14 protein-coding genes and 1 pseudogene are annotated in these 14,944 nt (G+C 68.9%); 12 read left to right on the top strand and 3 right to left on the bottom strand.

The window, feature by feature from the left end; translation table 11 throughout:
• The 9 genes from fliF (at nt 1) to CTP10_RS29415 (ending at nt 9,014) form a co-directional block, all read left to right on the top strand.
• Nucleotides 1-1,746 carry a flagellar basal-body MS-ring/collar protein FliF gene (gene fliF / locus CTP10_RS29370; protein ID WP_116319044.1) on the top strand — a complete coding sequence of 582 codons (1,746 nt, stop codon included), beginning with the start codon at nt 1-3 and terminating at the stop codon, nt 1,744-1,746.
• A complete protein-coding gene (gene fliG / locus CTP10_RS29375) occupies nt 1,733-2,755 on the top strand; it encodes a flagellar motor switch protein FliG (RefSeq protein WP_116319045.1) in 1,023 nt (340 codons plus the stop codon). Before fliF ends, fliG begins: the two co-directional genes overlap by 14 nt.
• On the top strand, nt 2,742-3,575 hold the full coding sequence (fliH, locus tag CTP10_RS29380; RefSeq protein WP_116319046.1) for a flagellar assembly protein FliH: 834 nt from the start codon (nt 2,742-2,744) through the stop codon (nt 3,573-3,575). Before fliG ends, fliH begins: the two co-directional genes overlap by 14 nt.
• Nucleotides 3,568-5,076: a flagellar protein export ATPase FliI gene (gene fliI, locus CTP10_RS29385; protein WP_116319047.1), complete on the top strand. Its 1,509-nt coding sequence runs from the start codon at nt 3,568-3,570 to the stop codon at nt 5,074-5,076. Before fliH ends, fliI begins: the two co-directional genes overlap by 8 nt.
• Nucleotides 5,054-5,506, top strand: coding sequence for a flagellar export protein FliJ (gene fliJ / locus CTP10_RS29390; protein WP_116319048.1), 453 nt, complete (start codon nt 5,054-5,056; stop codon nt 5,504-5,506). Before fliI ends, fliJ begins: the two co-directional genes overlap by 23 nt.
• 36 nt (nt 5,507-5,542) lie before the next feature.
• On the top strand, nt 5,543-7,000 hold the full coding sequence (locus CTP10_RS29395) for a flagellar hook-length control protein FliK (protein WP_116319049.1): 1,458 nt from the start codon (nt 5,543-5,545) through the stop codon (nt 6,998-7,000).
• A 320-nt stretch (nt 7,001-7,320) separates the two neighbouring features.
• The gene (locus CTP10_RS29405; protein WP_116319050.1) at nt 7,321-7,737 is read left to right on the top strand and encodes a type II toxin-antitoxin system HicB family antitoxin; all 417 of its coding nucleotides are present in this window, start codon (nt 7,321-7,323) and stop codon (nt 7,735-7,737) included.
• Nucleotides 7,738-7,778: 41 nt separating this feature from the next.
• A complete protein-coding gene (gene alkB / locus CTP10_RS29410; RefSeq protein WP_116319051.1) occupies nt 7,779-8,441 on the top strand; it encodes a DNA oxidative demethylase AlkB in 663 nt (220 codons plus the stop codon).
• A 93-nt stretch (nt 8,442-8,534) separates the two neighbouring features.
• Nucleotides 8,535-9,014, top strand: a complete 480-nt coding sequence (locus tag CTP10_RS29415; protein ID WP_116319052.1) for a GFA family protein — start codon at nt 8,535-8,537, stop codon at nt 9,012-9,014.
• A gap of 67 nt (nt 9,015-9,081) precedes the next feature.
• Here the strand turns inward: CTP10_RS29415 and cysK are convergent, their stop codons facing one another.
• Nucleotides 9,082-9,999 carry a cysteine synthase A gene (gene cysK, locus CTP10_RS29420; protein ID WP_116319053.1) on the bottom strand — a complete coding sequence of 306 codons (918 nt, stop codon included), beginning with the start codon at nt 9,997-9,999 and terminating at the stop codon, nt 9,082-9,084.
• Between the two features lie 253 nt (nt 10,000-10,252).
• Between cysK and CTP10_RS29425 the strand changes: the two are divergent.
• Nucleotides 10,253-11,017, top strand: a pseudogene (locus CTP10_RS29425) (sulfite exporter TauE/SafE family protein).
• Nucleotides 11,018-11,033: 16 nt separating this feature from the next.
• On the opposite strand, the gene CTP10_RS29430 reads toward CTP10_RS29425, so the two are convergent.
• Together CTP10_RS29430 and CTP10_RS29435 are read right to left on the bottom strand one after the other, a co-directional pair.
• Nucleotides 11,034-11,651 (bottom strand): DUF938 domain-containing protein, encoded by a 618-nt coding sequence (locus CTP10_RS29430; RefSeq protein ID WP_116319054.1) that lies wholly within the window; start codon nt 11,649-11,651, stop codon nt 11,034-11,036.
• A gap of 115 nt (nt 11,652-11,766) precedes the next feature.
• Nucleotides 11,767-13,755 (bottom strand): PhoX family protein, encoded by a 1,989-nt coding sequence (locus tag CTP10_RS29435; protein WP_116319055.1) that lies wholly within the window; start codon nt 13,753-13,755, stop codon nt 11,767-11,769.
• Between the two features lie 265 nt (nt 13,756-14,020).
• Here CTP10_RS29435 and CTP10_RS29440 point away from each other — a divergent pair, with 265 nt between their 5' ends.
• Together CTP10_RS29440 and CTP10_RS29445 are read left to right on the top strand one after the other, a co-directional pair.
• Nucleotides 14,021-14,635, top strand: a complete 615-nt coding sequence (locus CTP10_RS29440; protein ID WP_116319056.1) for an IMPACT family protein — start codon at nt 14,021-14,023, stop codon at nt 14,633-14,635.
• Nucleotides 14,628-14,942 carry a 2Fe-2S iron-sulfur cluster-binding protein gene (locus CTP10_RS29445; protein ID WP_116319057.1) on the top strand — a complete coding sequence of 105 codons (315 nt, stop codon included), beginning with the start codon at nt 14,628-14,630 and terminating at the stop codon, nt 14,940-14,942. The genes CTP10_RS29440 and CTP10_RS29445 overlap by 8 nt, the downstream gene beginning before the upstream one ends.
• Nucleotides 14,943-14,944: the final 2 nt, after the last annotated feature.

Consider the following 14,944-nt stretch of genomic DNA (forward strand, 5'->3'; position numbering starts at 1 on the left):
GTGACCGCGGCGGTTGCCATGCCTGGCCGGCCGGCCGAGGTGCTGGAACGGCTGAAGGCCAACCCCAAGCTGCCGCTGATGCTGGGCGGGGCGGCGCTGGCCGCTGCCATCGCCGTGGGCGTGCTGTGGTCGCGCGCGCCGGACTACAAGGTGCTGTACAGCAACCTGTCCGAACGCGACGGCGGCTCGGTGATTGCCTCGCTGCAGCAGATGAACGTGCCGTACAAGTTCGCCGAAGGCGGCGGTGCGCTGATGGTGCCGGCCGAGAAGGTCCACGAGACCCGCCTGCGGCTGGCCTCGCAGGGCCTGCCCAAGAGCGGCACCGCGGGCATGGAACTGATGGACAACCAGAAGTTCGGCATCAGCCAGTTTGCCGAACAGGTCAATTACCAGCGCGGGCTGGAAGGCGAGCTGGCGCGCTCGATCGAATCGATCGCTGCGGTGCAGTCGGCCCGCGTACACCTGGCGATCCCCAAGCCGACGCTGTTCGTGCGCGAGCGCCAGAAGCCGACCGCTTCGATCGTGCTGCAGCTGTACCCCGGCCGCGCCATCGATGAAGGCCAGGTCGCGGCGATCAGCCACCTGGTATCGTCGAGCGTGCCGGAGCTGACGCCCAAGTCGATCTCGATCGTCGACCAGCACGGCAACCTGCTGTCGAACAGCGGCAACGAGCGCATGCTCGACGCCACCCAGCTCAAATACGTACAGGCGCTGGAGCAGAACTACCTGAAGCGCATCGAGGCGATCCTGACGCCGATCGTCGGCAAGGACAACGTGCGCGCGCAGGTGACGGCCGACGTGGACTTCTCCATCGTCGAGCACACCGACGAGAGCTACAAGCCCAACCAGGACCCCACCCGCTCGGCCATCCGCAGCCAGCAGACCAGCGAGTCGAACCAGCAGGGCGCAACGCCGCCGGGCGGCGTGCCCGGCGCGCTGTCGAACCAGCCGCCCGCCGCCGCGGTCGCGCCGGTGACCACGCCGCAGACGCCCCGTGCAGGCCAGGCGCCGGGACAGGCCGGCGCGCCCGCTGCCGGCCAGCCGGGCCAGCCCGGCCAGCCCGGCCAGCAAGGCCAGGCCGCGCAAGGCGCGCAGGCCAGCACCGCCAGCAGCCAGGCAGGCCCCAGCGGCCCGAGCAACAACCGCCGCGATTCCACCGTCAACTACGAACTGGACCGCACCGTGCGCCATGTGCAGCAGGCACCGGGTGGCGTGCGCCGGCTGTCGGTGGCGGTGGTGGTGAACTACCGCCAGGCGGCCGATGCCAAGGGCAAGATGGTGGCGCAGCCGCTGCCGCCGGCGCTGCTGGCGCAGATCCAGAACCTGACCAAGGAGGCGATGGGCTTCTCGTCCGATCGAGGCGACTCGATCAACGTGGTCAACAGCCCGTTCACCGTGGACCGCGAGGTCACGCCGGAAGTCCCGCTGTGGAAGCAACCTGACATGATCGACCTGGGCAAGACCGGTGCGGGCTACCTGCTGCTGGCACTGCTGGCGCTGTTCGCGTGGTTCAAGGTGGCGCGCCCCATCCTGCGCCGCTACACCACGCCGCCGCTGCCGGCACCGGCAACCAAGGAAGAGACCGAGGCGGTGCTGCTGCCGCCGGAAGAGCCGGCCAATCCGGAAGTGCTGCGGCTTGCCGCCAAGTATGAAAGCGACCTCGCGCTGGTGCGCGACGCCGCACAGCGCGACCCGCGCCTGGTCGCCAGCGTGATCAAGAACTGGATTGCCAATGACAACCGCTAAGGCCATCTCCAAGGAAACCTCCGCCGGCGGCCTGCAGAAGAGCGCCATCCTGATGATGGCGATCGGCGAGGATGCCGCGGCCGAGGTGTTCAAGCACCTGTCGCAACGCGAGGTGCAGGAACTGGGCGCTGCCATGGCAAGCCTCAGTTCCGTCACGCGCGAGGAAATGGCCGATGTGCTGGGCGAATTCCGTTCCGAGACCGAGCAGTACCTGGCCCTGAACGTCGATTCCAGCGCCTTTATCCGCAGCGTGCTGAACAAGGCGCTGGGCGAGGAGCGCGCGCAGTCGGTGATCGAGGACATCCTGGAATCGCGCGACCCGGGCAGCGGCATCGACTCGCTCAACTGGATGGACGCGACCTCGATCGCCGAGCTGATCCGCGACGAACACCCGCAGATCATCGCTACCATCCTGATCCACCTGGACCGCCAGAAGTCGTCGGAGGTGCTGGGCCTGTTCACCGACCGCCTGCGCAACGACGTGATCCTGCGTATCGCCACCTTCGGCGGCGTGCAGCCGGGTGCGCTGCAGGAACTGACCGACGTGCTGACCAAGCTGCTGGCCGGCCAGAGCCTGAAGCGCAGCCGCATGGGCGGCGTGCGCACCGCGGCGGAGATCATCAACCTGATGAGCACCGCGCACGAGGAAGCAGTCATCGACGGCGTGCGGCTGCACGACGGCGACCTGGCGCAGAAGATCATCGACGAGATGTTCCTGTTCGAGAACCTGCTCGAGGTCGACGACCGCGGTATCCAGCGCGTGCTCAAGGAAATCGCCACCGAGTCGCTTATCGTCGCGCTCAAGGGCGCACCATCGGAGCTGCGCGACAAGTTCATCCGCAACATGTCCACACGCGCCGGCGAGATGCTGCGCGAGGACCTCGATGCGCTCGGCCCGGTGCGCGTGTCGCAGGTCGAGGCAGAGCAGAAGGCCATCCTGCAGGTGGTAAGACGCCTGGCGGATGCGGGCGAACTCCAGATCGGCGGAGGCGACGATGCCTATGTCTGATGCATTACCTGAGCGCGGCCTGAACACACAGAACGCACAGAGCACACAGAACGCACTGAGCGCACGCCGCACGCAGCGGGGCGATCCCCCTGACAGCGCGCACGGCGGCGGTTTCGCGCCGTTCGAGCCGCCGCGCCGCGCGCGTGGGGGCGGCGCCGGCTGGCAGCGCTGGCAGATGGGCTCGCTCGACCCACGCGACATGGCGTCGGAGGCGCCGGCCGACATCTTGCCGGCCGAGCCCGCGCCGCCGCCGATCGATTTCGCGGCGCTGGATGCAATGCGCGAAGGCGCGCGCAAGGAAGGTTATGCGCAGGGCTACACGCAGGGCCAGACCCAGGGCTATGGTGACGGCCACCGTGAAGGTTATTCGCGCGGGCTGGAAGCGGCGCGCAACGAGGCCGCGCAGCTGCAGGCGCTGGCCACGAATTTCCGGGGCGCGCTGGCAGGCGTCGACGACCACGTCGCGCGCGCGCTGGTGACGCTGGCGCTGGACGTGGCGCGCCAGCTGGTGCGCACCACGGTTGCCGAGGATCCCTCGGTGCTGCTGCCCGCCGTGCGCGAGCTGCTGACCAGCGAGCCTGCGCTGCAGGGTTCGCCCAGCGTGCTGCTGCATCCTGACGACGTGGCGCTGGTCGAGGCGCACCTGCACGGCGAACTCGAAGCCGCGGGCTGGAGCGTGCGCCCGGATCCGACGGTGGCGCGCGGCGGCTGCATCGCCAGCGCCGCCAGCGGCGAGCGCGACGCCACGCTGGGCACGCGCTGGACGCGCGTGGTCAAGGCGCTGGGCCGCGACGATACGTGGGAGCCGCCGCATGACTGAAGCCGTCGCACAAGGCGCCGCTCAAGCCGTCGCACAAGCCATCGCACAAGCCGCGCCGGATGGCGCATCGAGCCAGCATGCGCAACGCTGGATCGGTGCGCTCGAAACCGCATCGGCCGGTATTGCCGGCCTCGACAGCAAGCGCAGTTGCGGCCGCCTGACGCGTGCCGCGGGCCTGGTGCTCGAGGCCGTGGGCCTGCGCCTGCCGGTGGGCAGCGACTGCCTGATCGAGCTGCCCGCCGGGCAGTTCAGCGCCGACAGCAATGCACCCCGCACCGCCGAGGCGGAAGTGGTGGGCTTCGGCGCCGACCGTCTCTACCTGATGCCGCAATCCGACGTGGTCGGCCTGTTGCCAGGCGCGCGTGTTTATCCGCTGGAGCCGTCGCCGCAGCCGGCCGGCACCACCACGCCGCGCGAGCCGGGGTCCAAGCGCCTGCCGGTCGGCGCGGGCCTGCTCGGCCGCGTGCTCGATGCCGCGGGCCGTCCGCTCGATGGCCTGGGCCCGATCACCGCGGCGATGGAAGTGCCGCTGGCCGGCGAGCAGATCAACCCGCTGATGCGCGCCCCCATTGAAACCGTGCTCGATACCGGCGTGCGTGCCATCAACGGCATGCTGACGGTGGGGCGTGGCCAGCGCATGGGCCTGTTCGCGGGCTCGGGCGTGGGCAAGAGCGTGCTGCTCGGCATGATGGCGCGCTACACCAGCGCCGACGTGATCGTGGTCGGCCTGATCGGCGAGCGCGGCCGCGAGGTGAAAGAGTTCATCGAGAACATCCTGGGGCCGGAGGGCCGCCGGCGCTCCGTGGTCGTGGCGGCGCCGGCCAATTGCTCGCCGCTGCTGCGCATGCAGGGCGCCGCCTATGCGACCCGGCTGGCCGAGTATTTCCGCGATCAGGGCCAGCACGTGCTGTTGATCATGGATTCACTGACGCGCTACGCCATGGCGCAGCGCGAGATCGCGCTGGCGATCGGCGAACCGCCCGCGACCAAGGGCTATCCGCCATCGGTCTTCGCCAAGCTGCCGACGCTGGTCGAGCGCACCGGCAACGGCCCCGAGGGCGGTGGCTCGATCACCGCGTTCTACACCGTGCTGACCGAGGGCGACGACCAGCAGGACCCGATCGCCGATTCGGCGCGCGCGATCCTGGACGGCCATATCGTGCTGTCACGCAGCCTGGCCGAGTCGGGGCACTACCCCGCCATCGATGTCGAGGCTTCCATCAGCCGCGCCATGACCGCCCTGATTTCGCAAGAGCAGTTCGCCTCGGTGCGCCGCTTCAAGCAGTTGATGTCGCGCTACCAGCGCAACCGCGACCTGATCAGCGTGGGCGCCTACGTGCCGGGCAACGATCCCGAGCTGGATCTCGCGATCCGGCTGCATCCGCGCATGGAAGCCTTCCTGCAACAGGACATCCACCTGCGCGCCGGCTACGACGACGCTATCGCCCAGCTGCACAGCCTCTTCGACAGGAGTGAACATGGCCAAGCCTTCACCGCTTAATACCCTGGCGGACCTCGCCCAGAATGACACCGACGCCGCCGCGCGCGAACTCGGCCGGCTCCAGGGCTTGCGCACGCAGGCGGAGCAGCAGCTGAACCAGCTGACGCAATACCGCCAGGAGTACCGCGCCCGCATGCAGGCTGTGGCGGCAGAGGGCATGACGTCGAGCCGCTGGCAGGATTTCTCGCGCTTCCTCGACTCGCTCGACCACGCCATCCGCCAGCAGACCGCGGCGCTGGCCAAGGCCGAAGAGGACCTGCTGGCCGGGCGCAACCGATGGCAGCACCAGAAGCGCCGCCTGAATTCGTTCGACACGCTGATTGCGCGTGCCGAGGCCAGGGAAGACCAGATCGCCGCGCGCCGCGAGCAGCGCGCCAATGACGAATACGCGGCCCGGCTGGCACGCTCCGCCGCCAGCCGGCTCAGCTAAGCCCGGACCGGTACCGGAAATCCGCAGCAGGACGACATGATCGATATCAGCCAGATTGTCAGCAACACGGCCAATGCCGCCAAGGCAGCAGCCAGTGCGGCCGAAAGCGCCAGGCGCGCCGCCGGCGATACCAGCGGCTTCGGCGACGCGCTGACGCGCGCCCGGGAAAGCAACCCGCAACAAACCCAGGCAACGAAGGCCAGGGACGCAGGCGCCGGGGAGGACAAGTCCGCGAGCAACAAGCAGGCGGCATCGGAGCCAGCGCGTGCCGACACCGGCAAGCCGCAAGCGGCGCCGGCGGGCAAGCCAGCCACCACCGACAAGGCGAAGGAAGACGACGACAGCACCACCAGCGCCGATGCCGCCGCGGCAGCGGCCGCCGCGGCGCTGGCGTTGCTGCTGCCTGCGGCCCCGGCCACGGCCCCGGCCACGGCAGCATCCGCCGCCGCGGGCGCTGCCGCCGCAGCGGTCGGGTCAGCCGCCGACGCGGGCAGCAACGCTGCGCTGCAAGCCGCGCTCGCCGGCGCCGCCCAGCCGACGGCTGCCGACGTTGCCAATGCCCCGGCACCGGCGCTGCAAGGCGACGCCGCCGCGTCACCCGCCACGCTGAAGGTCATCACCGCCGAGGCCAGACCGGCCCAGCCTTCGGTCGCCGACACGCTTGCCACCATCGCCTCGCAGCGTGCCGCGATGCAGGCCAGCACGCCAGCCGCCAGCGACGCCAGGTCCCCTGCCGTCCTTGCGCAATCCGTTCCGGCTGCCGGCATGCCGGCGCAGCAGGACAACGCCGGCCAGCAGCCTGACAGCGGCATTGGCCAGCATCGCGCCGATCCGCTTGCCGCCGCCAATGGCGCCGGGGAAGCGCGCCCGGCCGCTAACTCGTTTGCCGCCGCGCAGGCCGCGGCGCGCGCCAGCGAGGCCACCACCGCCACGACCAGCGCCGACGACGCGCCGGCCCTGGCCGCCGCGCTCGCGGGCCAGCACACGGCCCAGGCACCGGCGGCTGCCGCAGCCGCGGCAGCCGCCGCTCGTCCGGTGGTCGTCCCCGCGCTGTACGACAGCCAGTGGCCGCAGGCCCTCGGCCAGCAGATGATCCGCCTCAGCACGCAAGGCTCGCAAAGCGCCGAGCTGCAACTGAACCCGCCCGACCTCGGCCCGCTGAAGGTCGTGCTCAACGTGGTCAACGACCAGGCCCAGGCCCAGTTCGTCTCGCCGCACCAGGCGGTGCGCGCCGCGGTGGAAGCAGCGCTGCCGCACCTGCGCACCGCGCTGTCCGAGAATGGCATCCAGCTGGGCCAGACGTCGGTCGGCGCAGACGGTTTTGCCAACCAGGCCGGCAATGGGCAGCAACAGCAGCAGGCATCCGGCAACGGGCGCGGGCAACCGGCCTTCGGCACGGGCACGCTGGCCGGCGTGGAGAGCGCCGCACCGGCGGAACCGGTGGTTCGGCCCACGCGGGTGCCGGCGCGCGGCGAGATCGATACGTTCGCCTGATTTTCCAGAGGCGGTGCCGGGCAATCGGCACTTCCGCAACACAAAGGCCGCCTTCTCAGGCGGCCTTTGTGTTGATGGCCTGGGACGGTCGCCAACGTTGACGTAGTGCTGCTAGAATCAGTAATCATTTTTGCTTACCTTTCCAACCGTGATGCGCACGGAGGGAATCGGGTGAAGCAAAGTGAATTCCGGCGTTGGCTCGCCGGTCAGGGCGCTATCTTCCATGACGGTGCCAAGCATCTCAGGGTGTATCTCAATGGCAGGCAGTCCACCCTGCCACCGCCATGCGGCCCGGCATTCGTCGTAAAAGGAGTGTGGATATGTTGCGGTTTCCTGCCGATGTCGTCGCCGACGGTAATGGCTTTGTCGTGTCTTTCCCCGATATCCCGGAAGCCCTGACCAGCGGCGACTCCATCGAACACGCCTGCGCCATGGCAGCCGATGCGCTGGCCACCGCGATGGAGTTTTACTTCGAAGACGGCCGGCAGGTGCCGCTGCCGTCCAAACTCAGGCGGAGCCAGCACCTTGTGGAGTTGCCGGCCAGTATGTCGGCCAAGGTCTTGCTGCTCAATGAAATGCTCGCGCAGGGCGTCTCGCAGGCCGAACTGGCGCGACGCCTGCATACCCGCAAGCAGGAGGTCCAGCGTATCGTCAACCTCGACCACGCCACCAAGATCGACACCATCGAAGCGGCGTTTCGTGCCTTGGGCAAGCGGCTGGAACTGACGGTCGCCTGACCGGCCCGGCATGCCGGTGCCTGACGCGTCTATCTCGAACCATGACCTTCGACCTTTTCGACAACCTCGACGACCCCGCCCCCGCCAACCCTGCGCCCGAGCGCCTGGCCGACGGCGCGGTGGTGCTGCGCGGCCTGGCCCGCGCGGACGCCGAGGCCCTGCTCGCCGATGTGCAGGCGGTCATTGCCGCCGCCCCGCTGCGCCACATGGTGACGCCCGGCGGCCTGACGATGTCGGTGGCGATGACCAATTGTGGCGATACTGGCTGGGTCTCAGACGTCCGCGGCTACCGCTATGACCGCATCGATCCGCTGAGCGGCCAGCCATGGCCGGCGATGCCACCGCGGCTGCGCGCACTGGCGCAAGAGGCGGCGGAACAGGCCGGCTTTGCCGGCTTCGCGCCCGATGCCTGCCTGGTCAACCGCTATGTGCCCGGCACACGCCTGTCGCTGCACCAGGACCGCGATGAACGTGACTTCAGCGCGCCAATCGTGTCAGTCTCGCTGGGGTTGCCGGCGGTATTCCTGTTCGGCGGCATGCGCCGCGCGGAGCGGCCGCAACGCGTGCGGCTGGCGCATGGCGACGTGGTGGTATGGGGCGGCCCGTCGCGGCTGGCCTTCCACGGTGTGGCGCCGCTGGCCGACGGCGATCATCCGCTGCTGGGGCGCGCGCGCATCAACCTGACATTCCGCAAGGCGCTGTAGCGCGATACCCGCGCCAGGCGTGTTTGGCACTTTGTGCAGGGTTTTCTACAGTCAAGGGACTGCAGAGAACGCCAACGCGCAAAGGACCCCACCATGCATCTCGAAGGCTCCTGCCATTGCGGCGCCGTCCATTTTTCGCTCGAATCGGACTCGCCGTGCCCGTACATGCACTGCCATTGCTCGATCTGCCGCAAGACCGCCGGCGGAGGCGGCTATGCGATCAATATCGGCGGCGATGCCGCCACCCTGCACGTGCGCGGGCGCAAGTCCCTTGGCATCTACCACGCGGTGATGCGCGAACCCGGCAAGCGCGCGCGGCGTTCGCCGGCACAGCGGCATTTCTGCGTGAAGTGCGGCAGCGCGCTGTGGCTGTGGGATCCGCGCTGGCCGGAGCTGGTGTATCCGCACGCATCGGCCATTGACACGCCGCTGCCGCGCCCGCCCGAGGTGGTGGAGGCCTCGCTGGAATCCGCCGCGCCCTGGGTCGATGTGCCCAAGCGCAAGGGCCACGTGCACTGCGACACCTGGCCGGAGGAATCGCTGGCGGACTGGCATAAGCGCCACCGTCTGTAGCGCTGTAGCCGCGCTGACGGGGCCGGTCCACCACCGCCTTGCGCGGCTTCGCCGCGGGCCAGCGGCCTCAGGCCGGCAGGAAGCCCTCCACCGTCAGGTAGCGTTCGCCGGTGTCGTAGTTGAAACCCAGCACGCGCGCATTGGCCGGCAGTTCCGGCAGCTTCTGCGCGATCGCGGCCAGTGTCGCGCCGGACGAGATGCCGACCAGGATGCCTTCTTCGCGCGCGCAGCGGCGGGCCATCTCGCGCGCGGGTTCGGCATCGACCTGGATCACGCCGTCAAGCAGCGCGGTGTCGAGGTTCTTCGGGATAAAGCCCGCGCCGATGCCCTGGATCGGGTGCGGTGCCGGCGCGCCGCCGGAGATCACCGGCGAGGCCACCGGCTCGACGCCGAAGACCTTGAGCTGCGGCCACTTGTCCTTCAGCACACGGGCGCAGCCGGTCAGATGGCCGCCAGTGCCGACGCCGGTGATCAGCACGTCGAGCCCTTCGGGGAAGTCGTTCAGGATCTCCAGCGCGGTGGTGCGTACGTGCACGTCGACGTTGGCGGGGTTCTCGAACTGCTGCGGCATCCAGGCGCCGGGCGTGGCGGCAACCAGTTCCTCGGCACGTGCGATCGACCCCTTCATGCCCTTCTCGCGCGGGGTCAGGTCGAAGCTGGCGCCATAGGCCAGCATCAGCCGGCGGCGTTCGATCGACATGCTGTCCGGCATCACCAGCACCAGCTTGTAGCCCTTGACCGCGGCCACCATGGCCAGGCCGATGCCGGTGTTGCCGGAGGTCGGCTCGATGATGGTGCCGCCCGGCTTCAGCACGCCGCGGCGCTCGGCGTCCTCGACCATCGACAGCGCGATGCGGTCCTTGATCGAGGCGCCCGGATTGCTGCGTTCGGACTTGATCCAGACTTCGTGCCCGCTGCCGAACAGGCGGTTGATGCGGATATGCGGGGTATTGCCGATCGTCTGCAGGATGTTCTGGAACTTCATCGTGTTCTCCGTGGCGGGCGCGGCGCGGCAGGCCCCTGGCGGGGCAATGGCGCTGCTGGATCGAAATGAATGGAAGATTCTAGTGCAAAGCGCCTGCCGGCTCCGTGGCGTATGATGATGCCCGCTGCGCATTACGCTGGCCGCTGGCCGCTGGCCGCTGTCACGCGCTTCCGGTTTCCCGCCCTCCGCTTTCACGCCCCGCACTGCCCCATGCATTGCCCCATGCATTGCCCCTGCTTTGCCCCCCGCCCCGATGCCTGACCATTCCCTGCTGTCCTCGCTCCTGATCTTTGGCCTTGGCGGTGTGCTCGGTGGGGTGGGCGGGCTGTTTGGCATTGGCGGCGGGCTGATCGCGATCCCGGCATTGGGCCTGATCTACGGCATGGACCAGCAGCTGGCGCAGGGCACCGCGCTGGTGATGATCGCGCCCAATGTGCTGATCGGCTTCTGGCAGTACCGCAAGCGCGCGGACATCGCCCTGCGTACCGCGCTGGTGCTGGGCTTGTCGGCGGTGCTGGCCACGTGGCTGGCGGCGCGCGCGGCCACGGCCATGGACGCGCAGGTGCTGCGGCGCATTTTCGCGGTCTTCATGATCGGGCTGGCGCTGTATTTCCTGTGGCGGCTGTTGCCGGGGCGCGCGGCCACGGTGCAGCAGGCGCGCGTGTCGCCGCGCTGAATTCCATTGGTGGGCGTGGTCGGCGGCGTCTTTTCGGGCTTCTTCAGCGTGGGCGGCGGCGTGGTCGCGGCGCCGGCGCTGGTGGGGCTGTTCGGGCTGCGCCAGGCCGCGGCTCAGGGACTGGCGCTGGCCCTGGTGACGCCCGGCGCCGTGGTGGCGCTGGGCACCTATGCCCACGCCGGGCATGTCGACTGGGCCAGCGGCATTCCGCTGTCGCTGGGCGGCATGCTGACGATCTCATGGGGCGTGGCGCTGGCGCACCGGATGCCCGAGCGGCGCCTGCGTGCGCTGTTTGCCGTGTGCCTGATCGCCACGGCCATCGTGATGATGGTGCGCGGCTGAAAACGCCGCGCGGCGGCTATTTGCGGAACACCAGGCTGAAGTTGTTCGCCGGCATCGGCACCGGTTCGTCGCAGCGCAACCCCTGCGCGGCGCCCAGCGCAATCACATCTTCCATGTCGCGCACGCCCCAGTCTGGGTCCGTGGCGCGCAGTTGTGCGTCAAAGGCGGCATTGCTCGGCGCGGTATGCGCGCCGCCGCGGCGATAGGGACCATACAGGTAGAGCACGCCGCCGGGACCCAGCAGCTTTCCGGCGCCGGCGAACAGCGCCTCGGCCGCGGCCCACGGCGAGATATGGAGCATGTTGATGCAGACCATCGCATCGGCGGCATCGATGCCCCAGGGCTGGCGGCACACGTCAAGGTCCAGCGGCGCACGCACGTTGTGCAGGCGCGCATGGGCGGTCCATGCGGCGATCGACGCGCGCGCGGCATTGTCCGGATCGCTCGGCTGCCAGGTCAGGCCGGGAAACGCCGCGGCAAAGTGCGCCGCGTGCTGGCCGGTGCCGCTGGCGATTTCCAGCACCGTGCCGCTGGCGGGCAGCACATTGCGCAGCACCGCGAGGATGGGCTCGCGATTGCGCTCGGTGGCAGGCGCCATGCGGCGGGCGTCGGGGTCGTGGGTCTGGTCGGTCATGGCGACTAGCTCGTTTTCCGGGGGGAACGGCTAGCGTAGCAGAGTCTGCGCGGACTCGGGATGCACAGGCGGCGGCGAAGCGCCGCCGCCTTCATGCCACGGCGACCGCTTGCACTCAGGCCTTCGCCAGCTTCACGCCAGCCGGGTCCGCCGTCAGGTATCCCACCGCCGCGCCGAAGCGGTCCTTGTAATTGGCACGCACCAGCGGATCCAGCGTCGCCTTGACCTTGTCATGCAGCGGCGATTCCCAGTCGCCCACGTGCTGGAAGTTGCTCATCACGTAGGTCCAGCCGTTGATCTCGTCCACCGCATGCAGCCCCGTCGACTCGGCGCCGGCCGGGCACGACAGCACGCGGCTGAGCACCTTGGTGTCGACGTTGTAGGCCCACAGGAAGTTGTTGACGTGGGTGTTGCTGTCCTCGCCCACGAACAGCGTGCGCAGCTTCTCCGAGAACTTGAGGTTGTCGGGCGTGGCGACCTTGTCCGGGTTGGCGAAGTTGCCGAGCGCGTCCTGCTGCTTCATCTTGCCGCCGCCGAGGTCTTCGCTGATCAGCGCCGGCACCGCGGCCATGTCGACCGGCACCCATTCGCTGTTGATCGCGTTGCCGCTCTTGTCGGCCTGGCCGCCTTTCAGGTTCAGCTCATAGACCGCGCCGGAGTACGGGCCCTCGACCTGGATGTCGCCCTGGTTGGCGGCATTGCCGGTGAGCATGCTCGACTCGATGCGCGACATCGCCGAGTAGGCTTTCTTGTCCTTGATATTGACCGTGGTGCCTTCCATCTTGGTAAAGCCCAGGCTGCCGCCGACCAGCGCGGCGTAGCGGTGGGTTTCCAGGTAGGCGGCGGCCTTCTCCATGCCCGGCACCAGCTTGATCCAGTTGGCCTTGCCGTTATAGAGGATGCGGGTGTAGCTGCTGTCGTTCGGATTGACGGTCTGCACGTCCATGATGTCGGCCAGCCTGATGCCGCCATCGACCAGCGCACGGATCTCGGCACTGGTAGCACTGCCCAGCTTGATCCACGACAGCGTGGCGCTGCCCGGGCCGGCGCCCGAGGTCTGCTGCCACTTGCCCACGTACAGCGAACCGCTGGACAGGTCGCGCGCCTGGTCGGCGATGAACACGAACAGGCCGCCGTTGGTGGCATCGTCACCCATCAGCACGGTGCGCTCGTCGGGCATGACCTGCACCAGCTCGTGCGAGATGCGGCCGAGGCAGTAGTGCTTCCTGATGGTGCCGGTGCCGTCGGGATTGACCGTCACTTCCGGCAGGTGGCCATAGTTGTAAGCGTTGGCCCGGTTGGCGTCGCCGTAGAGGTTCTGGCTGTAACCCTGCAGCTGCGTGACCGCGGCGGCGTCCTTCAGGTCGGTTTCGTACTCTTCGCTCGACAGGTGGGTGTTCCACGGCGACAGGCTCGCGCCGCAGGTGATCCACAGGCCGTTGACGCCGGAGGTATCGACGTTGTGGTATTTCACCGGCGTCAGCTTGCCGGTGGCCGGATCCTGGTCCAGCGTCACGATCGCGATCGGCGACGGCAGCAGGCCGTACATGCTGGTGTTGTTCTGGTTGCGCGAGGTGTACTCGAACTGCACTACGGCGAACACGGTATTGCCCTTCACGCCGGACACGGTCGGATTGGCCAGCTTCAGCAGCGAGCTGCCGTCCGGTGCGTCGGAGAAGAACTGGCGTTCCTTGCCGGCCACGGAGTTGTCCACGATCGGCTGGTTATTGATGTCGTAGTAGCCGCCGGCCACGATGGTGCCGCCCTTGCCGTCGGGCAGCGTGTCGCCGGTGACGAAGAACGGCTGGTAGGCGAGCTTGTAGGTGGTGCTGCTGCCATCGCTGAACGACACCTTCAGGCTCGAACCCACGGTGGTGGTCGCCATCGCGGCGGGATCCGCCAGCGTGGGCGCGTTCATCGGGATGAACTCCGCCGTCGTGAAGGTGGCGCCAGCCGCCGGGCTGGTGGGGGGCGCGGCCACGGCATCGTCGCTGCCGCCGCAGCCGGCCAGCAGGCCGGTGGAAGCCAGGCCAAGCGGTAGCATCGGCGCGCCCGCCAGCAGTTTCAGTGCCTTGCGGCGGCCAGCATCAGGTTTCTGTTGCATGTTTTTATCCGGGGAAAGGGATGGATTTGTGTTTTGACTGCTTGATCGCGCCGGGCACCACGCGGGCGGCCGGGCACCTGTTGGCACAGGCGGGCGGCGGGCGGCATTGCGCCCGACCGCCGCAGATCGTAGGCCGCGTTTGTGACAGGAAGTTGACGATGCAACACTTCGGCCGGAGGCAGGGCCGGACCCGGCGAGCCGCTGCGGTACACTCCCCAGTTCTGTCCGCAGGCCCTTGCGCCGCCCTTTTTCCCGTCCGTCCCGCTTGCCGACCTACACGCTAGCCCACCCCGTCCAGTCCGAAATCGAAATCCGCAAGAGCCGTTTCCTGGCCCTGGCCTTGCCGGTGGCCGACCGCGACGCGGCCATGGCCGCGCTGCACGCGCTGCGCGCGGAACACCCCACCGCTACCCATGTGTGCTGGGCGCTGCTCGCCGGCGGCGCGTCGGGCATGTCCGACGACGGCGAACCCTCGGGCACGGCCGGCCGGCCGATCCTGGAAGTGCTGCGCCACCACGACCTCGACGGCGTGCTGGCCGCGGTGGTGCGCTACTACGGCGGCGTCAAGCTGGGCGCTGGCGGGTTGGTGCGCGCTTACACCGATGCCATCGCCGCCGCGCTGAAATCGGCCGAACGGATCGAGCGCATCGCCTACGCCACGCTGACGATATCGATCGACTACGCCGACGAGCCGCGCGTGCGCCGCTGGATCGAGCAGGCGGCCCAGCAGGGCTGCACGCTGGCCGATACCGCCTACGGTGCGCTGGCGACACTGGTGCTGCGCCTGCCCGCCACGCAAGTGGACGCGGCACGCGACGCCTTGCGCGACGCCACCCATGGGCGCGCGCAGTTTCCGCAGGCAGAGGATTCCGATGGCTGAGCGCGACGCGTCCATGGCCGGCAACGACGGCGAGTTCACCGCGCAGGTGCTGCCGGGCGGCCAGACCTTTGCCGCCTCGCCCGAACTGAGCCTGCTGGAAGCCGCGTTGCTCGACGGCGTGTCGCTGCCCAACTCCTGCCGCAACGGCACCTGCCGGGCCTGTGCCAGCCGGCTGCATGCCGGATCGATCCGCTACCGGATCGAATGGCCCGGGCTGAGCCTGGATGAGAAAGAGGAAGGGCTGATCCTGCCGTGCGTGGCTTGTGCGGTCAGTGATGTGGTGATTGAGCCGTTAACGCTGGGGTGACG

Source organism: Cupriavidus sp. P-10, assembly GCF_003402535.2.
Classification (GTDB): domain Bacteria; phylum Pseudomonadota; class Gammaproteobacteria; order Burkholderiales; family Burkholderiaceae; genus Cupriavidus.